General features: G+C 39.0%; 22 protein-coding genes, 8 tRNA genes and 2 rRNA genes. 10 read left to right on the forward strand and 22 right to left on the reverse strand.

Annotated features, from left to right (window positions below; genetic code table 11):
* Positions 1–8: 8 nt before the first annotated feature.
* The 9 genes from SLH48_RS17730 to SLH48_RS17770 all read left to right on the forward strand — a co-directional run bounded on the left by SLH48_RS17730 (position 9) and on the right by SLH48_RS17770 (position 5886).
* A complete protein-coding gene (locus SLH48_RS17730) occupies positions 9–530 on the forward strand; it encodes a Rieske (2Fe-2S) protein (RefSeq protein ID WP_320259246.1) in 522 nt (173 codons plus the stop codon).
* Positions 520–726, forward strand: coding sequence for a hypothetical protein (locus SLH48_RS17735; RefSeq protein WP_214483908.1), 207 nt, complete (start codon positions 520–522; stop codon positions 724–726). Before SLH48_RS17730 ends, SLH48_RS17735 begins: the two co-directional genes overlap by 11 nt.
* Entirely contained in the window at positions 716–1027 is a 312-nt protein-coding gene (locus SLH48_RS17740) for a hypothetical protein (RefSeq protein WP_214483944.1), read from the forward strand. The genes SLH48_RS17735 and SLH48_RS17740 overlap by 11 nt, the downstream gene beginning before the upstream one ends.
* Entirely contained in the window at positions 1014–1292 is a 279-nt protein-coding gene (locus SLH48_RS17745) for a hypothetical protein (protein WP_214483907.1), read from the forward strand. The genes SLH48_RS17740 and SLH48_RS17745 overlap by 14 nt, the downstream gene beginning before the upstream one ends.
* Before the next feature lies 1 nt (position 1293).
* The gene (locus SLH48_RS17750; protein WP_320259247.1) at positions 1294–2604 is read left to right on the forward strand and encodes an MFS transporter; all 1311 of its coding nucleotides are present in this window, start codon (positions 1294–1296) and stop codon (positions 2602–2604) included.
* Between the two features lie 65 nt (positions 2605–2669).
* Complete coding sequence (locus SLH48_RS17755; protein ID WP_320259248.1) at positions 2670–3311, forward strand: sensor histidine kinase; 642 nt, start codon at positions 2670–2672, stop codon at positions 3309–3311.
* A gap of 100 nt (positions 3312–3411) precedes the next feature.
* Positions 3412–4065, forward strand: coding sequence for a response regulator transcription factor (locus SLH48_RS17760; protein WP_284730479.1), 654 nt, complete (start codon positions 3412–3414; stop codon positions 4063–4065).
* Positions 4055–4516 carry a GAF domain-containing protein gene (locus tag SLH48_RS17765; RefSeq protein ID WP_214483904.1) on the forward strand — a complete coding sequence of 154 codons (462 nt, stop codon included), beginning with the start codon at positions 4055–4057 and terminating at the stop codon, positions 4514–4516. The genes SLH48_RS17760 and SLH48_RS17765 overlap by 11 nt, the downstream gene beginning before the upstream one ends.
* Before the next feature lie 20 nt (positions 4517–4536).
* The gene (locus SLH48_RS17770) at positions 4537–5886 is read left to right on the forward strand and encodes a PAS domain S-box protein (RefSeq protein ID WP_320259249.1); all 1350 of its coding nucleotides are present in this window, start codon (positions 4537–4539) and stop codon (positions 5884–5886) included.
* A gap of 336 nt (positions 5887–6222) precedes the next feature.
* Here SLH48_RS17770 and SLH48_RS17775 read toward each other — a convergent pair whose 3' ends face one another.
* The 4 genes from SLH48_RS17775 to SLH48_RS17790 form a co-directional block, all read right to left on the reverse strand.
* Positions 6223–6645 carry a DUF3995 domain-containing protein gene (locus SLH48_RS17775; RefSeq protein ID WP_320259250.1) on the reverse strand — a complete coding sequence of 141 codons (423 nt, stop codon included), beginning with the start codon at positions 6643–6645 and terminating at the stop codon, positions 6223–6225.
* Positions 6646–6656: 11 nt separating this feature from the next.
* Positions 6657–7259, reverse strand: coding sequence for a TetR/AcrR family transcriptional regulator (locus SLH48_RS17780; protein ID WP_320259251.1), 603 nt, complete (start codon positions 7257–7259; stop codon positions 6657–6659).
* A gap of 686 nt (positions 7260–7945) precedes the next feature.
* Complete coding sequence (locus tag SLH48_RS17785) at positions 7946–8452, reverse strand: GNAT family N-acetyltransferase (protein WP_320259252.1); 507 nt, start codon at positions 8450–8452, stop codon at positions 7946–7948.
* 628 nt (positions 8453–9080) lie between these two features.
* On the reverse strand, positions 9081–9833 hold the full coding sequence (locus tag SLH48_RS17790; RefSeq protein WP_320259253.1) for a hypothetical protein: 753 nt from the start codon (positions 9831–9833) through the stop codon (positions 9081–9083).
* Between the two features lie 289 nt (positions 9834–10122).
* On the opposite strand from SLH48_RS17790, the gene SLH48_RS17795 reads away from it, so the two are divergent.
* Positions 10123–10650 carry an NAD(P)H-dependent oxidoreductase gene (locus SLH48_RS17795; RefSeq protein WP_320259254.1) on the forward strand — a complete coding sequence of 176 codons (528 nt, stop codon included), beginning with the start codon at positions 10123–10125 and terminating at the stop codon, positions 10648–10650.
* A gap of 47 nt (positions 10651–10697) precedes the next feature.
* Here SLH48_RS17795 and SLH48_RS17800 read toward each other — a convergent pair whose 3' ends face one another.
* From SLH48_RS17800 to SLH48_RS17885, 18 genes are all read right to left on the reverse strand, one after another.
* On the reverse strand, positions 10698–11054 hold the full coding sequence (locus SLH48_RS17800) for a winged helix-turn-helix transcriptional regulator (protein WP_214483894.1): 357 nt from the start codon (positions 11052–11054) through the stop codon (positions 10698–10700).
* 596 nt (positions 11055–11650) lie between these two features.
* Positions 11651–13453 (reverse strand): glutamine--fructose-6-phosphate transaminase (isomerizing), encoded by a 1803-nt coding sequence (gene glmS / locus SLH48_RS17805; RefSeq protein ID WP_320259255.1) that lies wholly within the window; start codon positions 13451–13453, stop codon positions 11651–11653.
* Between the two features lie 528 nt (positions 13454–13981).
* Positions 13982–15328 (reverse strand): phosphoglucosamine mutase, encoded by a 1347-nt coding sequence (gene glmM / locus SLH48_RS17810; RefSeq protein ID WP_320259256.1) that lies wholly within the window; start codon positions 15326–15328, stop codon positions 13982–13984.
* Between the two features lie 43 nt (positions 15329–15371).
* Positions 15372–16637 carry a YbbR-like domain-containing protein gene (locus SLH48_RS17815; protein WP_320259257.1) on the reverse strand — a complete coding sequence of 422 codons (1266 nt, stop codon included), beginning with the start codon at positions 16635–16637 and terminating at the stop codon, positions 15372–15374.
* A complete protein-coding gene (cdaA, locus tag SLH48_RS17820) occupies positions 16630–17451 on the reverse strand; it encodes a diadenylate cyclase CdaA (RefSeq protein ID WP_214483889.1) in 822 nt (273 codons plus the stop codon). Before cdaA ends, SLH48_RS17815 begins: the two co-directional genes overlap by 8 nt.
* Before the next feature lie 412 nt (positions 17452–17863).
* Positions 17864–18490 (reverse strand): anti-sigma factor, encoded by a 627-nt coding sequence (locus SLH48_RS17825; RefSeq protein ID WP_320259258.1) that lies wholly within the window; start codon positions 18488–18490, stop codon positions 17864–17866.
* A 17-nt stretch (positions 18491–18507) separates the two neighbouring features.
* Positions 18508–19071 carry an RNA polymerase sigma factor SigW gene (gene sigW / locus SLH48_RS17830; RefSeq protein WP_214483887.1) on the reverse strand — a complete coding sequence of 188 codons (564 nt, stop codon included), beginning with the start codon at positions 19069–19071 and terminating at the stop codon, positions 18508–18510.
* Positions 19072–19367: 296 nt separating this feature from the next.
* A complete protein-coding gene (gene rocF / locus SLH48_RS17835; RefSeq protein ID WP_214483942.1) occupies positions 19368–20270 on the reverse strand; it encodes an arginase in 903 nt (300 codons plus the stop codon).
* A gap of 169 nt (positions 20271–20439) precedes the next feature.
* Positions 20440–20512: transfer RNA gene (locus SLH48_RS17840), tRNA-Lys, on the reverse strand.
* A gap of 17 nt (positions 20513–20529) precedes the next feature.
* Positions 20530–20604: transfer RNA gene (locus tag SLH48_RS17845), tRNA-Gln, on the reverse strand.
* Between the two features lie 17 nt (positions 20605–20621).
* Positions 20622–20706 (reverse strand) — tRNA-Tyr (locus SLH48_RS17850).
* A 13-nt stretch (positions 20707–20719) separates the two neighbouring features.
* Positions 20720–20795 (reverse strand) — tRNA-Thr (locus SLH48_RS17855).
* 11 nt (positions 20796–20806) lie between these two features.
* Positions 20807–20882, reverse strand: a tRNA-Val gene (locus SLH48_RS17860).
* A gap of 1 nt (position 20883) precedes the next feature.
* Positions 20884–20958 (reverse strand) — tRNA-Glu (locus SLH48_RS17865).
* Positions 20959–20974: 16 nt separating this feature from the next.
* A tRNA-Thr gene (locus SLH48_RS17870) sits at positions 20975–21047 on the reverse strand.
* Between the two features lies 1 nt (position 21048).
* Positions 21049–21123 (reverse strand) — tRNA-Asn (locus SLH48_RS17875).
* 7 nt (positions 21124–21130) lie between these two features.
* Positions 21131–21246 (reverse strand): 5S ribosomal RNA (gene rrf / locus SLH48_RS17880).
* 83 nt (positions 21247–21329) lie between these two features.
* Positions 21330–24260: ribosomal RNA gene (locus tag SLH48_RS17885) — 23S ribosomal RNA — on the reverse strand.
* Positions 24261–24265 lie beyond the last annotated feature (5 nt).

Genomic DNA, 24265 nt, shown 5'->3' on the forward strand with positions numbered 1-24265 from the left:
GATGAGGGATGTCTGATAACAACAAAATTCCCTTTAATGAAGATAATTATACTCATAATATAGAGCGGAATAATGAAAGAAGACTGGACAGACGCGGGTTTATGAAAACATTGGTTGGAGCTGCAGGTGTATTCGCAGTGTCTTCACTTCCATGGGGAGCAGTAGCAGCTAAAGAATTAATGGATCTAGGAGACAAAGAATATCCACTTAAGAAAATAACTGACGTAAGCAACTTACCAATTGGTGATGCAGTAGAATTCAAGTTCCCTAGTGAGCATGATGACGCCATTTTGATTCGCTTGGCAGAAAACAAATATGTTGCATATCAGAATGCATGCACACATTTACGTTGCCCAGTTTTCTGGGTGAAGGAGGAAGGTGAAATGATTTGTCCTTGCCATCATGGCAAATTTGATGTTGAAACAGGTGCACCTACTGCAGGACCTCCAAGAAGACCTCTGCCTGAAATAAAGGTCAAAGTTGAAAACGGTGCAATTTATGCAGAAAGGGTGAAGCGTTATGAAACGTAGCTATATAGGTGTAATCATCTTAAGCGCTATTTTATTATTAAATATTGTCTTTACCCAGTATATGGTTCATCAATACTATTATGAAAACTACGTAAATGTGTTGATTTTTGCCGGTTTAAATTTTGTATCATTCCCCTTAGCAATACTAGCTTATAAAAAGACGATTAACGTGAGGCGTGAGTGTGATGAACAGTGAAACTTATATTGATTTTTGTTTCGTAAGGAAGTCAACTGGCAACTTTATAGCTGTTGTTGAGCCTATGCTAACCGAGCTATTCAATGAGGTTAACTTAAACTGGTATCTTGAAGAAAAGAACGAGCAAGGCATCGATATCGTCGTAGCAGAGGTTAAGGGTATGAGCAGATGGAAATCTGAAGAAGAAACAATCCATTATATCGAAGACCACGCTCGCGACCAATTTTGGGAATATTTACAAGGATACAAAATGTATATATATCCTCCTAAGAAAGGGTGCAGCACTTGTGGAACTCGTTAACAAAAACGACTTGAATTCTTTTGTCCTACAAAATGTGGAGGTAGCTATTTTCGGTGATCAAGATGATGACAAAGCTCCCTTTGTACCTAGAATCATTCAAAAAACAGCTTTGTGTCCAGATGAGACTCATTTGCGCATTTATTTTGATCATATGAACTTCTTTGCAGTCCCGTTAAGTTCACATGTAAACAAACACGATAATGAATGGAAAGCTTTCGATTCAGAGCAAGAATTATATTACGTAATTAGAAAGGTGAGTGCCTAACATGAGTAAGAACAAACGAATTACCCAGTGGAACCCAGAAGATGACAAGTTTTGGCAACAAGAAGGAAAAAAACATGCGACAAGAAATTTGTGGATATCAGTTCCAACATTAATGATGGCTTTTATTGTATGGCAAATTTGGTCAGTAGTAGCTGTACGCTTAAATGATATCGGTTTTAACTTTACGGCTGAGCAGCTATTTACACTAGCTGCAGTTCCTGGACTTGTAGGCGCAACATTACGATTCTTTTATACTTTTGCGGTAGGAACATTCGGTGGACGTAACTGGACAGTATTCTCAACAGCAATCCTTGCAATTCCTGCAATCGGAATTGGGTTCGCGGTTCAAAATCCCGAAACTCCATATTCAGTTATGCTATTGCTAGCAGCACTTTGTGGACTTGGTGGAGGGAATTTTTCATCAAGCTCTGCTAATATGAGCTTCTTCTTCCCTAAGAAAGAAAAGGGAACAGCTTTAGGCATTAATGGTGGATTAGGTAATATGGGTGTGTCTGTAGTACAATTTGTAACACCACTTATTATTGCAACTGGATCTTTAGCGTTTTTAGGAAAAGGGCAACAACTCACAAACGGTGAAGTAATATGGCTACACAATGCTGCATTTATCTGGGTTGTACCTATCGTCATATTGACCATTGTTGCATATTTCGGAATGGATAATATTCCTACTGCAAAACAATCTGTGTCAGATCAATTTGTTGTTCTTAAACGCAAGCATACATGGGTTATGACCGTTCTTTACGTAGCAACATTCGGTTCATTTATCGGTTATGCAGCAGCTTTTCCTTTACTATTAAAAGCTCAATTCCCAGAATATCTATCTGTCGCTTTCCTAGGTGCATTTCTTGCTGCAGCAGCAAGACCAGTTGGGGGATGGATGTCTGATAAATTCGGAGGAGCAATTGTTACCGCTTGGGTTTTTATATCAATGATCTCTGGATCTTTAGGTGTAATCTATTTTACAAATATGGAAGTTTTCTCTGGTTTCCTTGCATCATTCCTACTGTTATTTATTGCATCTGGAATCGGTTCTGGATCAACGTTCCAAATGATACCTGGTATCTTCCCTGTTAAAGAAGCAGCTCCTGTTTTAGGAATTACGGCTGCATTTGCAGCATATGGTTCATTCTTTATTCCAAAACTATTTGGGTGGTCTGTTGAATCAACAGGAACACCAGTCAATGCTTTTTATATCTTTATTGGATTGTATGTCATTTCATTAGTATTAAACTGGTATTATTATCAGCGAAAGGTACACTCAAAAGATAAAGAAGTTGCAAAAGCATCATAAATAAGACCTGGTGTGCTGCAATCATACTTTACATGTTAAAGAAATAAGGGGGGTGCATGAAAGACATGCCTAAAAAGCAAAAGAATGTTTCATCATATATTATTCAGTCTCAAGAGGATGAAATTAAACGAATTGCTCTAGAATTACATGAAGGTGTGAGTCAAAACCTCTATAGCTTATATACGAGTATGGAATTTTTAAGAACGGCAATAGATCAACAAGGAATGAAAGAATATATTGATGATATGACGCAAATGTTAGAAAAAACAATAAATGAAATGCGTATTCTTGCTGTCGAATTGCATCCACCTACCCTTCCTACTCTTGGCTTACTGCCTGCTTTGAAAAGCTACTTAAAGCTTTATACTTCAACATATGGAGTTATTGTTGAGGTAGTAAGCGAAGGTGATGAAATGAGAATGGATGAACGAACAAACATTACGCTATTTCGAGTGTGTCAGGAAGCCTTAGCTAATATAGCAAGGTACGCAGATGTAATGAAAGCTCATATTACTTTCATGTGGAAACCTAAGGTGTTAAAAATAAACATTCACGATTCTGGCAAAGGCTTTGATGTGAACACCGGCATGAAAAAATCCACAGGTCTTGCAGCTATGATCGAACGATTAGTGTTAATCGGAGGCACGTGTACCATTACTTCTAATATAGGAGAAGGGACTTCAATAGACATCTCCCTTCCGTTATAGAGAAACATATACGCAAGGGGTGTGCATAGCATATTCCCTTGTTTCTTTTTTAACATAATGACTATAATATAAGTGCAAACATTAGTAAGGGGGAGCGGGATTGATTACAATTTTGCTATGCGATGACCATGCTGTCGTACGAATGGGATTAAAAATGCTATTAAACAACCAAGGGGATATGCAGGTTGTTGGTGAGGCTTCTGAAGGGAATGAGGGCATTCAACAGGCGCTTGAACTTAATCCAGATGTTGTCGTTATGGACTTAAGTATGCCCCATGGTAAAGATGGTTTATCCGCGACATCAGAATTAAAAAAGCTTATGCCTAATATAGCCATTCTCATTTTGACAATGCATGATGACGAAGAATATTTATTCAGAGCTATCCAAGCAGGTGCATCAGGCTGTATTTTAAAAAGTGCGCCACATGATGAGTTGGTTGCTGCTATTCGCTCTGTTGCGATTGGCGACGCCTATTTGCACCCTAATGCTACGAAACGATTGATGGAAGAATATCTCGGAAATGTGAAAGATGGAAATGCCGACACTTTTAACTTATTATCAAATAGAGAAAAAGAGGTCCTTACATTGATTGCTAAAGGCTTTTCTAATAAGGATATTGGTGAAAAATTGGTCATCAGTGTTAAAACTGTGGAAACGCATAAAGGAAATCTGATGGAAAAACTTAAAATGAAAACTCGTCCAGAGCTTGTAGCTTATGCATTAAAAAAGGGGTTATTAGGCTATGGAATATAAAGTAAGTAGGTTGGCAGCCTGCGATGAGCAGATTAATCAAGTATGTGAAAAATTATTATTACAATTAAAATGCGATTTTATTGGCTTAGCCCTGCAAAATACGGAAGGGCCCAACATAAAATGGCATTATGCTGCTGGAAACAGCAACGATAAATATAAACGCATAACACTTAGGTTTGGCAAAGGGATAGCTGGGAGAGTGATCTCTACAGGTAGGCCCATGTATATAGAAAATTTCCCAGAAAAAATATTGGGAAAGGCGCTTGAGTATCCTATTATGCTTGCTGAAAATATTCTTTTTGCGTATGCTGTCCCGATTTTTTTAAATAACATCCCTAAAGGAGTCATATTGGCAGGTAACAGGGAAAAAAGAGCTATAAATGAACCCGAACAAGCAACAGTTAGAGAAACAGCGAAAATATTGGAAGAGAAATTAAACAGACTAATTTAATGCAACTGGAGGCCAATAATATGGACAGGAATCATCTTTCACTTGATCCTACTAAGATTGATCCTGGTTCAAGAGATGCTACCATTCTCCTTAATGGTTCTGGCATCATCTCATATATAAACCAGCACGGATGTAACAATTTTGGTTATAAGGCAAAAGAATTAATCGGAAAGACGCTGTCATACATACTTCCTGACTTAGTTATAAATGAAAATCGTGAAGGTAAGATCATACACCAATACGGGAGACACCGTGATGGTCACACATTTTCACTTTTTATTAAAATAAGCTCTTTTAAACTACATAACGAGTTATTCTTCCTCATGAACTTATACACTGTAAAAGATAGGTCGAGATTAAACGAGCAACAAAGCTACCAATTGAATGAGCTTGTTGACCTTAAATTTGCACTCGATGCCTCCTCCATTGTCGCGATCACTGACCAAAGAGGTATCATTAACTATGTTAATGATCAATTTTGTAAAATCTCAAAATACTCAAGGGACGAGCTTCTTGGGAAAGATCATAAAGTTATTAATTCTGGCCATCATTCCAAAGAGTTTTTTAAAGAGCTTTGGACAACAATTTCCTCAGGTCATGTTTGGAAAGGCGAATTAAAAAACAAAGCGAAGGATGGTACGTATTATTGGGTGGATACTACTATTGTACCGTTCTTAAATGAGGATGGGGTACCTTATCAGCATTTAGCCATTCGCCATGAGGTGACTCAAAGAAAAAATGCTGAAGAAGAGCTTAAAAAAATGATGACAAAAATCATTGATATACAGGAAGATGAAAGGAAACGCCTATCACGAGAGCTGCATGATGGCATAGGACAAAATTTATATAGCCACCTCATAACGATAAATAGGCTGAAGGAAGAAATAAACCACCCACTTCTTGACCAACTTCAAGACGAAGCGACTGAAATTATTGAAGAGCTTCGTGATATTTCTTGGGAATTGCGTCCATCTGTTCTGGATGATTTAGGTCTCATCCCTGCCATTAGATCGTATTTAGTCCGTTATACAGAATACTATCATATTAGCGTCCATTTTGATTGTTTTTTAAATTATCGACTAAACTCAAACAAAGAAATCACTATTTATAGAATTATTCAGGAAGCACTTACGAACATTAGAAAATATGCTCATACCGAAGACGCAACTGTTACCATTAGAGAAATGGATGAAGAAATCCGTGTAGTCATTGAAGACAAAGGTAAAGGTTTTAATATTAATAATATTTCGCGTGGAGTAGGACTGTTCAGTATGAAGGAAAGAGCAAAAGCCGCTGGAGGTTCTATTCGAATACATTCCACCGAAGGCAAAGGAACGACAGTTGTCTTAGAAATTCCGCTGGGGGCCTGACCCCCAACACTTTAATGTAATAACGTCATAAAACCCCTTTGTTTATTTAATATATGTTGATTGAAACAAAGTTAAGCAGCCAAAAGAAAAATTGCTTTGAAAAAAATGATCTAAATGCACTGCTAATGTATTTACTAAACCTCTACTAAAACTGTTTTTGTAACCTTTTGTTTCTTGTTGTCATTACCATAAAGAAGAAGCCATGCCACGATCGTGTTTATGATTAGTGTGAAAACAACCTTATAAAATGATACCCTTTTTCCTGAAATGCTCATATCAATTTATTGCTTCTTAATAAACATATACATCCCCTTCCTTCACTTAGTATCTCAAACATTATAGTAGCCATGAAATCATGAAAGAAATTCCTAAATACAAGCAAAGAGGGGAGTATAATATTGTATCGTACTTTGAAAAGGTTGTATTTTTCACTCTCTTAAAGAACCCCAAATATTTAAAATCACCTATTGCTCTAATCAAAAAAATGAATGTAAGAATGATACTCGCCCATTTCACCCCAGAATTTAATTCCCAAAATGGAATGAGTTCATTTTGACCTAATAATATAACCCCCACACAAACTAACCCGACTGCAACAATGAGGGTTTCAAACCATCTAGGGGTAAACAATGTGCCTCCCTCTGTTTTTTCTGGTAATGAAGCTTGAAATCCCCATGTACCACCAAAAAGCCAATAAAAATGCAACAAACTAACTAAACCTAAAATCGTTACCGGTAAGTAAATAAACAATAGCTGCACCATATTACCTCCTAATGTAGGTTTTCGTACTTCGAGCCTCCATCAATTCCTTGCCAAACCACTTCAAACTGATCTTGGAAAATAGTAAAGATATCGTTACTTTGGCCTTCATTAACAGACCAACTAATTAAAGTATTAAAATAGATTCCTATTAATACTGAGGCAATCGTCTTTGAGGAAAAATGTGTAGGTAACATGTCGTTTGTTATAGCGTCTTCAAGCAATTCAGCTAAGCTTTCTTTAAAAAAACCAATATTCCTTGTTTCATCCTTTAATGCTGATCTAATGGTTTCAGATAGCGTAAGCTTTAGGAGATCAGTATTTTCCAAATAGACGGATAATAGTTCCTTAAAAATAAGTAGAAGCTTTTTTTTAATTTTTAAATCCTGATGTTTTTTTATGACCTCTTGAAGTAAATCATTTTGAGAATGACCCAAATACAATAAAACGTGTTCCTTCTTCGGAAAGTAATTAAAAAATGTTCCTTTAGCGATTCCACATGAAGAAGCAATATTTTCAACTGTCACATTGTCATACCCATATTCTTTAAACAATTCAATTGATTTAAGAAATATCTGTTTTTTTAATTCTTTTTTTCGTTCTTCACGTAACATAGATTTTCCTCCTCTCTATTAAAATGACCATAGTCAATTTATGACTATGGTCATTTTAACACATACTCCTTCAAATTACAAATAAATACATTTAATAATCTCACATTCAACTCAAAACACTTCTTATTACTCATCCGTTCACGTAATTAGATCCATACACGTGAGTTATTTCAACGGCTGCTTCATAGTATCATTGTTAACCAGCTATAACACTTAATGTAGTTTTTGTAGGTTCACCTAGATCAATGGTCACTTCCATCACATTGAATAACATTGCTTAATATGTATAATTTTATTCTTCACCAATTATGAATACTGTTCAGTCAATAATGAACTAAAATGAATGATCAGCTCTTGAATGACTTAATCATTTACTTAACAACCAACACTGAGACTGCTCGTATGGTTACTCAACAATCTCGGACAAATCATAAAGAAAGACGCTTTTTTAATAAGATCACCGAGAGTTTAACTCAGATAAACCTTTATATATTTCTAATGCTTCAATAAGAAATTGCTTATCATACCCAGTAATCATATATATTTTTTCTGACCATTCCTATACTGTGTTTAAAGGCTTTCATAGAGTAATCCATCATTCGTACTTAGTAAAGAGGATATTTTCTAACACCTACCACGGCCAAAACAATCACATAAAAAATATTTTCTAATGAGTCATGGTAGTCTTATATATTTAAAGCAAATAATTTAAGCTCTTCCGTATCATTTGGAAGTGTCATATACCCTTCAAGCTCCATACCAAGCTTCTCTAATAATTTGGCAGACGAATAGTTATCTTTCGAGGTGATTGCTACAAGACGGTTTAAGTTCAGTCCTTTAGCAAATTCCACTGTCCCTCTAGCTGCCTCATACGCATATCCTTTAGATTGATAGTCAGCCAAAAATGCGAAACCAATATCCACATCCTCAAGACTGGCCCTCTTAATCAACCCACACAAACCAATCGGAGTGTGATCTTCCTTAGTCTCTGTCAAGAAAAGGCCAAAACCCTCTCGTTCATACATCGCTCGAGGTCCAGATGCAATATAATCTTTCGCATCATCCAATGTCTTAATTCCCTTATCTCCTATGTATTGAAGCCATCCAGGCTCATTCAATAATGTTAGGATAAATGCATCATCACTGTATTCTACCCACCGAAGAATTAATCTATCAGTTTCGATAACTTTCACTCGAATCACCTCGTTTATGATCTCGATTTCTATTAAATAGTATAACATTTCGACCTAACTTATGACGTCATGCAACTTGGGAGTCACTTCTTTTTCGGGTTATTTATTTTTTCCTACAAGATTCTTTGTTTATGAGATACACATTATATTGATTAAGGACACACACAGAGGCTATTTCGGCGTTTATTTATTGCTTTTCGTAATAAGAGCTAAACATGAATATAACTAGTATTCGGGGCATCTCATCTTTTATAAAAAATGATTTAATGCACATCATGTCCTATAATGTAATCGAAAAAGCAACAAAGGTTACGCACAGATTTTATAAAGAACATTTGGATTAATTATCCTCTAATATTCCCCTGCCCACAATTTCTAGGACAGGGTACAAAGTCTATTACTGGATGGGATTGTAGCTCCACCTAGTCAATCGCTTGCTCTAGCACGGAGTTTTATATTTATAATATCTATACGCAGCATAGTACATAAAAAAAAGATAATTTCATTTAAAAGCATTTAGTCAATAATCGTCACATACACACCCCATAGTTACATAGGAAAGCTCAAGATAACTAGGATAAAATAGTGCTCATTTTTAATGATAATTTTATGTGCAATTATAGAATGTTTATGACCAAAATTTCCACCATTTTTTTTTCTTGGCTACGGCTTGTTTCTTTGCTTCCATACTTTGATTCAGCAACACCATTAGCTTTTCATCAATCATCTTTAATGTTTCGTCTAATAATTTCTGCTGTTCTTCAAACTTCATAACGTTGTATAAATCACTTATTTTGGAGACTTCCTTTTCCACAACCGCTTCGATATTTCTCTTTGTTGCCAATAATGATTGCAAAAGGACGACCTGACTGCCCGCATTATTCCCCTGTGGCCCTTGTTCTCCTTGCGGTCCTTGTTCTCCTTGCGGTCCTTGTTCTCCTTGCAGTCCTTGTTCTCCTTTCGGTCCTTGTTCTCCTTGCAGCCCTTGTTCTCCTTGTAGTCCTTGTTCTCCTTTCGGCCCTTGTTCTCCTTGCAGCCCTTGTTCTCCTTGCAGCCCTTGTTCTCCTTGCAGCCCTTGTTCTCCTTGCAGCCCTTGTTCTCCTTGCAGCCCTTGTTCTCCTTGCAGCCCTTGTTCTCCTTGCAGCCCTTGTTCTCCTTGCAGTCCTTGTTCTCCTTGCAGCCCTTGTTCTCCTTTCGGTCCTTGTTCTCCTTGCAGTCCTTGTTCTCCTTTCGGTCCTTGTTCTCCTTGCAGTCCTTGTTCTCCTTTCGGTCCTTGTGATCCCTGTTGCCCACGTGGTCCTTCTGGCCCCTGTTTTCCTTGTGGTGGTGGCGGTATGATCTTATAGCTGTTACAAACGTTATCTTTTTCATCGTTATACATCATTTTCACCTCATTTTTTTCTTTATATTATGAGGATTGAAATTAGCATGTATAGACGTGTGTGTAGTCAATCGAATGTATATATGTAGGAGATTCAACCAAACATAAATTGGTATTTACCTTGAGGGTGACTTCCGTTTTGAAAAACCACCTCTCTCACAAAGAAGGTAAGATCAATAATACTTACCTTTAGGTAAGTACCTGTACTAATTGTGCGTACTTACATATATGTGCTGTTGAGTTTATAATAAATTCCGAGGTTAAAATAAATAAAATTTAGGAGGATGACATGAAGACTCTTGTTGTCATAGCACACCCAAATATAGAAACATCCGTTGTTAATAATAGATGGGTTGAAGAATTAAAAAAACACCCTGAAAAATATACTATCCATGAGATATATAAAGTTTATCCTGATGGGAAAATAGATGTAGAAAAAGAACAAAAATTGGTTGAATCTCATGGAAATCTTATTTTTCAGTTCCCTATCTTTTGGTTTAATTGCCCACCTCTTCTTAAACAATGGATGGACGATGTTTTAGCTCACGGATGGGCCTTTGGTCCAGGAGGAGATAATTTACAAGGTCGTAAGCTTGCTCTTGCTGTATCTGCCGGAATAAGAAATGAAGATTACAGTGATAATGGAAGATATCAATTCACACTTGAACAGATTTTAGTTCCATTTAAAACAACTGCTTTATATTGCAAAGCAGATTATCGTTCGTTCTTTGCGTTTTATGGCGCAGAATATGAACCATCCAAGAGTGAAATTGAACAAAGTGCGCATGATTATCTAGAATTTCTTAAGGCACTATAACAAAAAAGAGTATTCTCTAATTCAGAGAATACTTTTTTTTATAACTCCTACTTGCCAACTTCGGAGACTGACAAACGATTTTTCTCTCCCCACTCGCACATCATATCTAATAACGGAATGAGGGAAAGTCCTCGTTCAGATAATGAATATTCAACTTTTGGAGGTATTTGGGGAAACTCTTTTCGTATAATGAGATCATCTCTTTCAAGCTCTTTCAACATGACACTTAACGTTTTAAATGGAATTGTAGCAATACACCTTTTCAACTCATTATGACGCATAACTTTATTTTCAAAAAGCCAATACATAATAATCATTTTATATTTACCGCCTATCAAGGACAGTGTATAACCAAAATCAGTACTTTTTAACTCAACACCAGTTGGAACGCATGTTTCACTCACAACTTATATCCTCCTTCTGATCAAATAGTACATCCTCTAAGTAGCTATATTTAATAATATATCATAGTCATTATTCATTATTCATCAAATAGGGGTTCAGTCCCGAACATGTGGATTTACAATGCTAAGCTATTTAAGGGCTTATAACCCCTCTTCAGCAACAACAATCGATCAAGCTTAGCTTGGCTATTTATTTGTTTGATTTTTTCACGTAGATAAATGAATGTCCAAACTCTGGAGCTTGAATGGCAATTTAAGTATTGATATGGCCTTTTCACCTTCTGTTTTTATCAATGATTAATAGAGTCGGAAAAATTCAGTTGTAGTAAAAATAATCAAGATCTAAATAGTAGAAAGTCTAAAAATAAGGATAATACATTCTACACATGCCCATTACTGTACCATCCCTTTGACTTGTTGTTTCACAAACGTATAGACTTGTTTGATTACATTTTCAAATACATGCAAAAAAACTGGTTAGCTCTATAACTAACCAGTTTTTTATTATAAAATCATTGTTCGAATCCAACCATTCAATATTATACTAATAAAGCTAAGCTGTAATTTGAAAACTCTTTTCTAAAATTTAATCAATCCTACTCAACAGTTACTGATTTGGCAAGGTTTCTAGGTTTGTCAACGTCGCAGTCGCGGTGTAGGGCTGCGTAATAAGAAATAAGTTGTAAAGGAATGACTGATACGAGTGGTGTGAGTAGCTCGTGAACAGTAGGGATGACAAAACGATCATCATCACTCTCCAAACCTTTCATAGTGATAATACAAGGGTTAGCACCACGTGCAACGACTTCTTTTACGTTTCCTCTAATACTTAAGTTGACAAGGTCTTGCGTGGCAAGTGCAATGACAGGAGTACCGTCTTCAATAAGGGCAATTGTTCCATGCTTTAACTCTCCGCCAGCAAAGCCTTCTGCTTGGATGTATGAGATTTCTTTTAACTTAAGTGCACCTTCAAGTCCTACATAATAGTCTATTGAACGACCTATAAAGAAGCAGTTTCTCGTTGTTGACAAGTACTCACGTGCAATTTGTTCAAATTCTTCTTTTTCATTACATAGCACTTCCATTGCATTTGCAGCCATTCCAAGCTCTGTCACAAGGTCAAAATCTAAGCGTTCACCTTTTCGTTCAGCTGTTACTGCAGCTAATATCGCCAGTACAGCGATTTGGGCAGTATATGCTTTTGTTGATGCAACTGCTATTTCAGGTCCAGCATGTAGCAATAATGTGTAATCCGCTTCACGTGATAGTGTAGATCCCGGTACATTTGTAATCGTTAAGGCTTTATGACCAAGTTCCTTCACTTGGACAAGGACAGCTCGACTATCGGCTGTTTCGCCACTTTGAGATATAAAAATAAACAGTGGTTTTTTCGATAACAGTGGCATATTGTAAGAAAATTCACTTGCTACGTGTACCTCAACTGGTACTTTAGCCATTCTTTCAATAAATTGTTTTCCGACTAAACCGGCATGATAACTCGTGCCACAAGCTACAATATAAATGCGATCTGCTTCGTCTAATGCCTCACTAATATGATGATCAATAGCCAATTTTCCACGGTCATCTTGATATTGTTGAATAATTTTGCGCACAACAAGTGGCTGTTCATCGATTTCTTTTAACATATAGTGTGGGTATGTTCCCTTTTCTATATCACTCGCATCAAGCTCTGCAGTAAATGGCTCACGTTCTTTGACGACGCCTTGTAAGTTTTTAATAACCATTTGCTGCGCCGTAACGATAACAATTTCCTTATCCATTAATTCGATGAACTGATCTGTTACTTGTAACATCGCCATTGCATCACTTGCAACAACATTAAAGTTGTCACCGACTCCAACTAATAATGGACTTTTATTTTTGGCTACATAAATCGTCTCATCATTTTCTGCATCTATCATTGTAATCGCATATGAACCTTTCAGCGCACTCATTGTTTTACGAAAGGCTTCTTCTACAGATAAACCTTCAACGACAAATTGCTCAATCATTTGGACAATAACTTCTGTATCTGTCTCACTTTGCAAAGTAATATTCTGTAAATATGCATTCTTTAACAATAAGTAGTTCTCTATTACACCATTATGCACTAACGTGAATCGACCAGATGCACTTTGATGAGGATGCGCATTAGTTTTACTAGGTACACCATGTGTAGCCCATCTTGTATGGCCAATCCCCATCGATGAGTCTACGTGACTATCTACATTTTCTCGTAATGTAGCAATTCGTCCCTTTTCTTTAAATACGTGTACACCAGATTCATTTACAACTGCTATTCCAGCTGAATCATAACCACGATACTCGAGTTTCTCAAGCCCTTTTAATAAAATTTCCTTTACATCCTGTTGACCAATATATCCTACAATTCCGCACATGTTTCTTCGTCCTCCCTAATAATAAGGGGGCAAGGAAGTATGGGGACTTACTCGCCCCCTTGCCAAGTTGTTTTTTTTGCTGATTATACACATACGCTTGTGCAAAAAGTCACCTCTTTGTTTTCGTATATGCTTGCGGTCGTAATCAGTGCAACCGGGAGGTATCCGCCGATAAATCGATAAACCTCCTCCTCGTCAACTAAGTTGTTCGTCCTTTACTTAGTTCAGGCGCTTAAATATGTCGTTTTCCTACCCTACCTTTCTGTCCTTGAATAAAGCTATACCTAATATCTTACATGATTTCCATTCGTATCGTCAAATTTAACTGTATATTTTCACCACTGACCTCTAATCTTAAGCTATTGCTCTATTTATAAAATATGCATGATAAACACATTACGTGTTAGTTAAGCTGCCCATGAGAGGATAGCATACTAAAACACCCTCACATATCTATTTCTTGTGAGGGTGTTTTCAGCTATTATTAAGAGCGAACTTGTACACATATTCTTCAAACGTTTAGCAAGCTTATACCTCTGATGTCTCTTCCTTCACGACAGCAACAATGCGTTCAACATATTCTTGGCACAATTCCTCTGTCGATGCTTCTGCCATCACACGAATGAGTGGTTCAGTACCAGATGGACGGACCAGAACTCGACCATTTCCATTCATTTCACGCTCAACAGATTCGATCACTTGTTTGATTTTATCATTTTCTAGCACTTTATTTTTATCAGTAACTCTCACATTCACTAGTAGCTGGGGAAACTTTTTCATTTCATTCGCTAGTTGAGACAATGGCTTTTGTGTTGCTCTCATAATGTTAACGAGCTGAATCCCTGTTAATAAACCATCACCAGTTGTGTTATAGTCTAAAAAGATTATATGACCTGATTGTTCTCCACCTAGGTTATAACCATTTTTCTTCATTTCTTCGACAACATAACGGTCACCTACCGCTGTTTGTATACTTTGTACTTCAATTTCTTCTAATCCTTTATAGAAACCAATATTACTCATTACAGTAGAAACGACTGTTTGATGCTTTAGGCGTCCCTGCTCTTTCAAATATTTACTACAAATAAACATAATTTGATCGCCATCAACAATATCACCGTTCTCATCAATAGCAATTAAACGATCTCCATCACCATCAAATGCAAGACCAAGGTCAGCCCCTTTTTCTTTAACGAGATCTGACAAACTTCCTGGATGTGTTGAGCCCACGTTATCATTAATATTCACACCATTTGGTGAAGTTCCCATCGTTGATATATCTGCTTCTAAATCAGCAAAAAGATGTGGCGCTAATGATGAAGTAGCACCATGCGCACAATCAAGTGCGACGTGTATGCCAGAAAAGTCTTCATCAACAGATTGTTTTAAAAACTGTAAATATTTTTGTCCACCTTCAAAGTAGTCATTCACTTGCCCTAAGTCGCCTCCGATTGGACGTGGCAACTCATCTTCAGGTCGATCCAGCAATTCTTCTATCTCTGCTTCTTGTTCATCTGACAATTTAAATCCATCAGGACCAAAGAATTTAATCCCATTATCTTGAACAGGGTTATGAGAGGCAGAAATCATTACACCTGCTTGAGAACCTAGCGCCTTCGTTAAGTAAGCAATACCTGGTGTAGAGATAACTCCTAATCTCATCACTTCGGCTCCAATTGATAGTAGACCTGCGACAAGAGCCCCTTCAAGCATATGACCAGAAATACGGGTGTCTCTCCCGATAAGGACTTTAGGACGTTCTTCATCCTTTGTTAGGACATACCCTCCAAAACGACCAATTTTGAATGCTAATTCAGGCGTCAACTCACTATTAGCAACCCCGCGCACTCCATCTGTACCAAAATATTTACTCATTTCCTTTATTCGCTCCTTTTTAGGACAATTACCGTTTATATATTTACTCAATACCAGATATATTAACTTTCACATTTTCTATAGGTATTTCCAAAGAAATATCAACTGGTTCAATGCCTTCTTCATTTAAAATAGACACCTCAACAGGTACTTCATAATCTCCTACAGGTAAATTTGCTACATCAATCGTTACTTTAATATTACTGTTGCTTATATTTTCAATAGAGCTCTTTCTACCTGTTACCGTTATATCTAGTCCTCCGTTTTCTAGGTCAGAAAAGCTTAGGGCTAAGCCTTCTCCTAAACCTTCAGAAACGATCGGTATATCGGTAAAAGTTTCTGTAACCTCTTCTTCTACATCAATCGCAACCTTCACTTCTACAGGATCTATTTTCGTAGCTCCTTCAGGAAGCTTAATAGGGATGATGATTTCTTCATCTTTAGTTATACTATTAAGATCGATAGGAATGTCGATGACATCATCTTTTGTAATACTATCAATGACGTTTTTCGGTCCATAGACTGTTACTTTATCCGGAACCATTTCAATGTTCTTGATGTATATACCTTGTAACGTTCCTTCTTCTATAAAATTAAGGGGTACTACTTTATTTGGACTTATAATAGAGACCCCAACACTAATGTTTGCCGGTTCAACCTCTACATTTAATGGTTGCCCGTCTTTATCATGTACTGTCACTGATGATTCAAGCGTTACATCATCAATAACATCCTGTAAATCAATATAAGCTCTTACGATTGCAGTCCTTTCAACCTCTTCTTTTGCCCCTGTTATGGAGACTATAGTAGGTTCAGGTACCAAGTTCTCTACAGTATATCCTTCTGTTACTAAAGATTCGTTATAATCCACTTTGATAGCGAATTCTTGCGTTACTTTTTCATGCAATGCTACCTCATATCGGGATGTGGGTTCAAATGTAACGTTTACCTTATCATCCACATTCTCATATTCAAGCGTTACTAAGTAATTGCCCTCTGATTTGTTTTCTAGGTTAGCGTAAACTTTTATATTTCTTAGTGCTATTATCGTTTTAACTTTGCTTGTTGGCCCTTCTAATCTCACATCAACTGATTGAGGAACACCTGTTACAACAAATCGCTCTTGATCATATAAAACCTCAACAGGTATATCTTCTAATATTTCAGTTGAATCATCAAAAAGAGGGAGTGTGAGGCTTCCATCACTCTGCTCTTTCTGTTCCTGAATATAGACAGACATATATAACATCAACGCCAATAACAGGGCGATAATCCTCATAAACCACCGATTGTTCATGAACTTATCCATTTTTTTGCCACCTCCATTGCCAACGAGTAGAAGTAGCTTGGTTTTGAGTTGGTTTTAGTTCATTTGTAAGAAGTTCTCGAAAAGAATCTTGTGTTAAATCTCTATGTAATTCACCATTCTTAGTTAGAGAAACACTACCAGTTTCTTCTGAAACAACGATCGTAAGGCTATCAGTTACTTCACTCACACCTAGCGCTGCTCGATGCCTCGTTCCAAGCTCTTTAGATATAAATGGACTTTCTGACAATGGTAAATAACACGCAGCTGCAGATACTTGATTATTTTGTAACACGACTGCGCCATCATGAAGTGGTGTATTTGGGATAAAAATATTGATAAGCAATTCGGAAGAAACCTTAGCATGAAGTGGTATTCCTGTTTCAATATAATCGCTCATCCCTGTTTCACGCTCAATCGTAATCAAAGCGCCAATACGACGTTTTGCCATATAATCTGTAGCTTTTACAATGGCTTCAATCGAGTTTGCTTGTTCTTCTTCCTCATTAATCGTAATTCTTGAAAAGAATCTACCTCGTCCTAATTGTTCTAGTGCACGACGTAGCTCAGGCTGAAAAATAATAATGATAGCTAAAAATCCCCATGTTATCACTTGATTCATTAACCATCCTAACGTTTTTAAGCCCAAATACTGACTTAATATGTGAATGGTTATAATAACAGTGATTCCTTTGAGAAGCTGTACAGCTCTCGTTCCTCGTACGACCATTATTAGCTTATAGATAACATACCAAACAACGAGAATATCGACGATAATACCTAGATAATTAAAGATTGAGAGACCCTCTGAAGACATTCTCACACTTCCTCCATTATTCAAGTACTTGACTTACTCTTCTATATAAATATGACTATTATAGCATATATCATACCAAACCTAATTAAACCTAAAATAATGTATTATATATTATTATTAGTATTAAGTTTTTTCGCAAACGTTGTAGCCAACGTGAAATTTACAAAAAAGCTATATGGGGCCTTCATTTCAAAAAAAAATATACGCTCTTTTCGTAAACCTTGTTCCTTTTTCTACTTTAATTTGAGTAAATGGTGAGTATTATATGGTTTACATAGTTTTAGAGGAGAAAAGATGCCCCTCGCTTAGAGATATTCGCGTTTAGCTCTTATTGCACAAACCAACAATTACTGCGAAAACAACCTTAGAAAAAAAGGGCATCTTTATTAAGATGACCCTCATTATTCTGTATCTACTTTGACTGATCTTGGTCAAATAGATTTACTGTATCCTTTGCAATATCCTTTAGATGATACCATAACCATTCAAATAATTCATTAATTTCCTTAATTTCGCCCGTAACATTACCAGCAGAAGCAAGATACTGGTCTCCATTAATCACTGTTGCATCACCGTTAATTTCTCCTTCTATTTTGAGCGTACCATTTTTTACAATGACTGGCCCTTCAACTATTTCACCTTCTGGAACGGTCACAGTAGTGTTTTGGATAATTAGATTCGGTTGCTTAGATACAGAAAACTGGTCATCCTCTGTCCAGTTTGAAAAAATACTACCTGCCATTAAGACGATAAAAAGCGATGCCGCTGTTAGAAAAGGATGATTTCTCAACCAACGCCTTGCGCCAGCTGATCGTTTTTCTTTAGGCAAACTTTGCATGACGTTATTTGTGAAATTGCTAGGTGCCTCTACATGTGAAATACTTTGGACGAGTGCAATTGATTTTTTAAGTTCATGGAAGTGCGCCTCACAGTCTTCACAACTTTTCACATGATCAATTAACATGTTTTTATCTTCTAGTGAAATATCTTCATCTAAATATTCATGCATTAAATAAACAATGTTCTCAGGACATTTCATTTTTAATCACCCCTTCATTATACATTTCGAAGTTGGTTTCTTAATGCTTCTCTACCACGATGAATCCGTGTCTTTACCGTACCTATAGGTAAATCCAATATTTTACTAATTTCCTTCAAAGGTAATTCATCAATATATTTCAATACGATGACTGTACGATATTTTTCTGGAAGCTTCAATATTTCGCCTTGGATCGTTTCATGTAATTCTAGTCTCTCAAGCTCTTCTTCAGGCAAAGCTTCATCGGCAGCTACATTAGAATACATAGTCAGCCCGTCTGTTCCAGAAACTTCTGCATCTAAATAATAGTCTGGTTTCTTTTTCCTAATTCTATCAATTGAAAGATTTGTAGCAATTCGGTATAACCAAGTCGAGAATTTGAGATCTTGATTAAAGCTTTGAATATTTGTATATGCACGAATAAAAGCTTCTTGGGCAATATCCTCAGCCTCATGACGATTTCCGAGCATTCTATAGCATAATTGAAATACTTTATCTTTATAAATCTCTACAATTTCTGCAAATGCGTTTTGATCTCCTTTAATAACTTGTTTTATTCTTTTTTTAACAATTGTTTCCATATCATTCATACCCCCGCTCCATGCGGCTAGCTTATTTACGTCTCTAACTTATAAAAGGTTTCAAAATATGCATATAAATATTTTAACAAAATTAAGGAAGGGTGTGTTTAAAATAGTATAATTTCCATGAGGATTACAAAATTCGATGATATAGGAAGGGAAAGTTCGTAATAAAGAGAGAGTTTATAGTAAGCAATCATTTCTAATATATTATATTATCTATAGTCAACGTGTTTCTTAATAAAATTAGGTGGAGATTTCACTCCACCTAAAAACACAGTCCATACATCTATTCATTAAAGTAGTTTTTCTCCAAATAGCGAGCCAATTAATGCTACTGCAACAGTAGCTGTAGTATTTCTTTCATCAAGTATAGGGTTTACTTCAACAAATTCAGCAGATGTAATAATATTTGCTTCTGCTAACATTTCCATTGCTAAATGGCTCTCACGATAGCTTATCCCACCAATTACTGGTGTGCCTACACCTGGAGCATCATGTGGATCCAAGCCATCTAAATCTAATGACAAGTGTACACCATCAGTACGATCTTTAAGGTAATTAATAGCCTGCTCCATAACATTAGCCATACCTAAACGATCAATCTCATGCATTGTATAAACAGTTATACCTTTTTCTTTAATAAGTTCTTTTTCTCCGTCATCAAGTGATCTTGCACCAATAATAACGATATTTTCAGGTTTAACCTTTGGAGTATATCCTGCTATCTCTGTTAAGGTCTTATGACCAATACCCATACTTGTTGCTAACGGCATTCCATGGATATTTCCTGTCGGAGAGGTTTCCTCTGTGTTTAGATCTCCATGAGCATCGTACCATATCACACCTAAATTATTATAACTCTTCGCAACTCCAGCTAATGTTCCAATGGCAATACTGTGATCTCCACCAAGAACTAATGGAAAACGTTTTTCTTTAATTACCCCCTGGACTTTATCTGCTAAACGTTCACTCGCTTCAGCAACCGCTTTCAAGTTTCGGAGTTTATGATTTTCAACGATAGCATTTGCTCTCTCAGGTTTACCAATTTCAATATCCCCTAAATCTTCTATTTCATAAGATAAATTCTCAAGTCTTTCTGTAACACCTGCGTAACGAATCGCGCTAGGTCCCATATCTACCCCTCTACGCATTTGTCCTAAATCCATAGGTACCCCAATTATTGATACTTGTTTCATCACAACATTTTCCCCCTTCTAGACTATACTTATATTTTATCTGTAATAGCATCAATGATTCAACTTAACAACATTTTGTATATATATACAAAGAAACATCTAAATCACATGATTTAGATGTTTCTGGTAGTATGTATTTTTACCTATCAAAAAGATATCGTCTTAAGAGTGAGCCATGGAGGACTCGAACCTCCGACCCTCTGATTAAAAGTCAGATGCTCTACCAACTGAGCTAATGGCTCAAAACAAAAAACTAAAGTGGCTGGGCTAGCTGGATTCGAACCAGCGCATGACGGAGTCAAAGTCCGTTGCCTTACCGCTTGGCTATAGCCCATTATTATTCAAAAAACATGGTGGAGGGGGACGGATTCGAACCGCCGAACCCTCAGGGAGCGGATTTACAGTCCGCCGCGTTTAGCCACTTCGCTACCCCTCCATATGTTTATAGATGGTGCCGGCGAGAGGACTTGAACCCCCAACCTACTGATTACAAGTCAGTTGCTCTACCAGTTGAGCTACACCGGCTTAATATTTAATGGTGGAGGATGACGGGATCGAACCGCCGACCCCTTGCTTGTAAGGCAAGTGCTCTCCCAGCTGAGCTAATCCTCCGTGGTGACCCGTACGGGATTCGAACCCGTGTTACCGCCGTGAAAGGGCGGTGTCTTAACCACTTGACCAACGGGCCAATACTTTTCATTGTAAGCTCCCAACCGGGCTTGAACCGGTGACCTCTTCCTTACCATGGAAGTGCTCTACCTGCTGAGCTATGGAAGCATGGCTCCACAGGCAGGATTCGAACCTGCGACCGATCGGTTAACAGCCGATAGCTCTACCACTGAGCTACTGTGGAACAATGAGCCTGGCAACGTCCTACTCTCACAGGGGGAAACCCCCAACTACCATCGGCGCTGAAGAGCTTAACTTCCGTGTTCGGTATGGGAACGGGTGTGACCTCTTCGCCATCGCCACCAGACATAATATATAGGAATAAGTTGATATTCCTTCAAAACTAGATAATAGACATTCATTGAACAAAGCTTGCTCTGCATTTCTAACTTGGTTAAGTCCTCGATCTATTAGTATCTGTCAGCTCCACGTGTCACCACGCTTCCACCTCAGACCTATCAACCTCGTCATCTTCGAGGGATCTTACTAGCTTACGCTATGGGAAATCTCATCTTGAGGGGGGCTTCATGCTTAGATGCTTTCAGCACTTATCCCTTCCACACATAGCTACCCAGCTATGCCCTTGGCAGGACAACTGGTACACCAGCGGTGTGTCCATCCCGGTCCTCTCGTACTAAGGACAGCTCCTCTCAAATTTCCTACGCCCACGACGGATAGGGACCGAACTGTCTCACGACGTTCTGAACCCAGCTCGCGTACCGCTTTAATGGGCGAACAGCCCAACCCTTGGGACCGACTACAGCCCCAGGATGCGATGAGCCGACATCGAGGTGCCAAACCTCCCCGTCGATGTGGACTCTTGGGGGAGATAAGCCTGTTATCCCCGGGGTAGCTTTTATCCGTTGAGCGATGGCCCTTCCATGCGGAACCACCGGATCACTAAGCCCGACTTTCGTCCCTGCTCGACTTGTAGGTCTCGCAGTCAAGCTCCCTTATGCCTTTGCACTCTTCGAATGATTTCCAACCATTCTGAGGGAACCTTTGGGCGCCTCCGTTACTTTTTAGGAGGCGACCGCCCCAGTCAAACTGCCCACCTGACACTGTCTCCCGAAGCGATTAGCTCCGTAGGTTAGAATTTCAATACAGCCAGGGTAGTATCCCACCGACGCCTCCACCGAAGCTAGCGCTCCGGTTTCTACGGCTCCTACCTATCCTGTACAAGCTGTACCAAAATTCAATATCAGGCTACAGTAAAGCTCCACGGGGTCTTTCCGTCCTGTCGCGGGTAACCTGCATCTTCACAGGTACTATAATTTCACCGAGTCTCTCGTTGAGACAGTGCCCAGATCGTTACACCTTTCGTGCGGGTCGGAACTTACCCGACAAGGAATTTCGCTACCTTAGGACCGTTATAGTTACGGCCGCCGTTTACTGGGGCTTCGATTCAGAGCTTCTCCTTACGGATAACCCCTCCTCTTAACCTTCCAGCACCGGGCAGGTGTCAGCCCCTATACTTCGCCTTGCGGCTTCGCAGAGACCTGTGTTTTTGCTAAACAGTCGCCTGGGCCTTTTCACTGCGGCTTCTCAGGGCTATTCACCCTAAAAAGCACCCCTTCTCCCGAAGTTACGGGGTCATTTTGCCGAGTTCCTTAACGAGAGTTCTCTCGCTCACCTTAGGATTCTCTCCTCGCCTACCTGTGTCGGTTTGCGGTACGGGCACCTCTCACCTCGCTAGAGGCTTTTCTTGGCAGTGTGGAATCAGGAACTTCGGTACTATATTTCCCTCGCCATCACAGCTCAGCCTTTATGACAAGCGGATTTACCTACTTGTCAGCCTAACTGCTTGGACGCACATATCCAACAGTGCGCTTACCCTATCCTTCTGCGTCCCCCCATTGCTCAAATGGTGAGGAGGTGGTACAGGAATCTCAACCTGTTGTCCATCGCCTACGCCTTTCGGCCTCGGCTTAGGTCCCGACTTACCCTGAGCGGACGAGCCTTCCTCAGGAAACCTTAGGCATTCGGTGGAGGGGATTCTCACCCCTCTTTCGCTACTCATACCGGCATTCTCACTTCTAAGCGCTCCACCAGTCCTCTCGGTCTAGCTTCGCTGCACTTAGAACGCTCTCCTACCACTGTCCGTAAGGACAGTCCACAGCTTCGGTGATACGTTTAGCCCCGGTACATTTTCGGCGCAGAGTCACTCGACCAGTGAGCTATTACGCACTCTTTAAATGGTGGCTGCTTCTAAGCCAACATCCTGGTTGTCTATGCAACTCCACATCCTTTTCCACTTAACGTATACTTTGGGACCTTAGCTGGTGGTCTGGGCTGTTTCCCTTTCGACTACGGATCTTATCACTCGCAGTCTGACTCCCAAGTATAAGTCTTTGGCATTCGGAGTTTGACTGAATTCGGTAACCCGTTGGGGGCCCCTAGTCCAATCAGTGCTCTACCTCCAAGACTCTTCACTTGAGGCTAGCCCTAAAGCTATTTCGGAGAGAACCAGCTATCTCCAAGTTCGATTGGCATTTCACCCCTACCCACACCTCATCCCCGCACTTTTCAACGTGCGTGGGTTCGGGCCTCCATTCAGTGTTACCTGAACTTCACCCTGGACATGGGTAGATCACTTGGTTTCGGGTCTACGACCACGTACTATTTCGCCCTATTCAGACTCGCTTTCGCTGCGGCTCCGTCTCTTCAACTTAACCTTGCACGGGATCGTAACTCGCCGGTTCATTCTACAAAAGGCACGCCATCACCCATTAACGGGCTCTGACTACTTGTAGGCACACGGTTTCAGGATCTCTTTCACTCCCCTTCCGGGGTGCTTTTCACCTTTCCCTCACGGTACTGGTTCACTATCGGTCACTAGGGAGTATTTAGCCTTGGGAGATGGTCCTCCCAGCTTCCGACGGGATTTCACGTGTCCCGCCGTACTCAGGATCCACTCTGGAGGGAACGAAGTTTCAACTACAGGGTTGTTACCTTCTTCGACGGACCTTTCCAGATCGCTTCGTCTACTCCGTTCCTTTGTAACTCCGTATAGAGTGTCCTACAACCCCAAGAGGCAAGCCTCTTGGTTTGGGCTTATTCCGTTTCGCTCGCCGCTACTCAGGAAATCGCTTTTGCTTTCTCTTCCTCCGGGTACTTAGATGTTTCAGTTCCCCGGGTCTGCCTTCAATACCCTATGTATTCAGATATTGATACTGCTCCATTACGAACAGTGGGTTTCCCCATTCGGATATCTCCGGATCGATGCTTACTTACAGCTCCCCGAAGCATTTCGGTGTTAGTCCCGTCCTTCATCGGCTCCTAGTGCCAAGGCATTCACCGTGCGCCCTTTCTAACTTAACCTTAAA

It is taken from the genome of Cytobacillus sp. IB215316, from assembly GCF_033963865.1.
GTDB classification, from domain to species: domain Bacteria; phylum Bacillota; class Bacilli; order Bacillales; family SM2101; genus Nanhaiella; species Nanhaiella sioensis.

What these genes read in the sequence shown, in the direction of transcription:
- SLH48_RS17730 (WP_320259246.1), top strand. Translation starts at nt 9, where the DNA reads ATGTCTGATAACAACAAAATTCCCTTTAATGAAGATAATTATACTCAT.
- SLH48_RS17735 (WP_214483908.1), top strand. Translation starts at nt 520, where the DNA reads ATGAAACGTAGCTATATAGGTGTAATCATCTTAAGCGCTATTTTATTA.
- SLH48_RS17740 (WP_214483944.1), top strand. Translation starts at nt 716, where the DNA reads ATGAACAGTGAAACTTATATTGATTTTTGTTTCGTAAGGAAGTCAACT.
- SLH48_RS17750 (WP_320259247.1), top strand. Translation starts at nt 1,294, where the DNA reads ATGAGTAAGAACAAACGAATTACCCAGTGGAACCCAGAAGATGACAAG.
- SLH48_RS17755 (WP_320259248.1), top strand. Translation starts at nt 2,670, where the DNA reads ATGCCTAAAAAGCAAAAGAATGTTTCATCATATATTATTCAGTCTCAA.
- SLH48_RS17765 (WP_214483904.1), top strand. Translation starts at nt 4,055, where the DNA reads ATGGAATATAAAGTAAGTAGGTTGGCAGCCTGCGATGAGCAGATTAAT.
- SLH48_RS17770 (WP_320259249.1), top strand. Translation starts at nt 4,537, where the DNA reads ATGGACAGGAATCATCTTTCACTTGATCCTACTAAGATTGATCCTGGT.
- SLH48_RS17780 (WP_320259251.1), bottom strand. Translation starts at nt 7,259, where the DNA reads ATGTTACGTGAAGAACGAAAAAAAGAATTAAAAAAACAGATATTTCTT.
- SLH48_RS17790 (WP_320259253.1), bottom strand. Translation starts at nt 9,833, where the DNA reads ATGTATAACGATGAAAAAGATAACGTTTGTAACAGCTATAAGATCATA.
- SLH48_RS17795 (WP_320259254.1), top strand. Translation starts at nt 10,123, where the DNA reads ATGAAGACTCTTGTTGTCATAGCACACCCAAATATAGAAACATCCGTT.
- glmS (WP_320259255.1), bottom strand. Translation starts at nt 13,453, where the DNA reads ATGTGCGGAATTGTAGGATATATTGGTCAACAGGATGTAAAGGAAATT.
- glmM (WP_320259256.1), bottom strand. Translation starts at nt 15,328, where the DNA reads ATGAGTAAATATTTTGGTACAGATGGAGTGCGCGGGGTTGCTAATAGT.
- SLH48_RS17815 (WP_320259257.1), bottom strand. Translation starts at nt 16,637, where the DNA reads ATGGATAAGTTCATGAACAATCGGTGGTTTATGAGGATTATCGCCCTG.
- cdaA (WP_214483889.1), bottom strand. Translation starts at nt 17,451, where the DNA reads ATGTCTTCAGAGGGTCTCTCAATCTTTAATTATCTAGGTATTATCGTC.
- SLH48_RS17825 (WP_320259258.1), bottom strand. Translation starts at nt 18,490, where the DNA reads ATGAAATGTCCTGAGAACATTGTTTATTTAATGCATGAATATTTAGAT.
- sigW (WP_214483887.1), bottom strand. Translation starts at nt 19,071, where the DNA reads ATGGAAACAATTGTTAAAAAAAGAATAAAACAAGTTATTAAAGGAGAT.
- rocF (WP_214483942.1), bottom strand. Translation starts at nt 20,270, where the DNA reads ATGAAACAAGTATCAATAATTGGGGTACCTATGGATTTAGGACAAATG.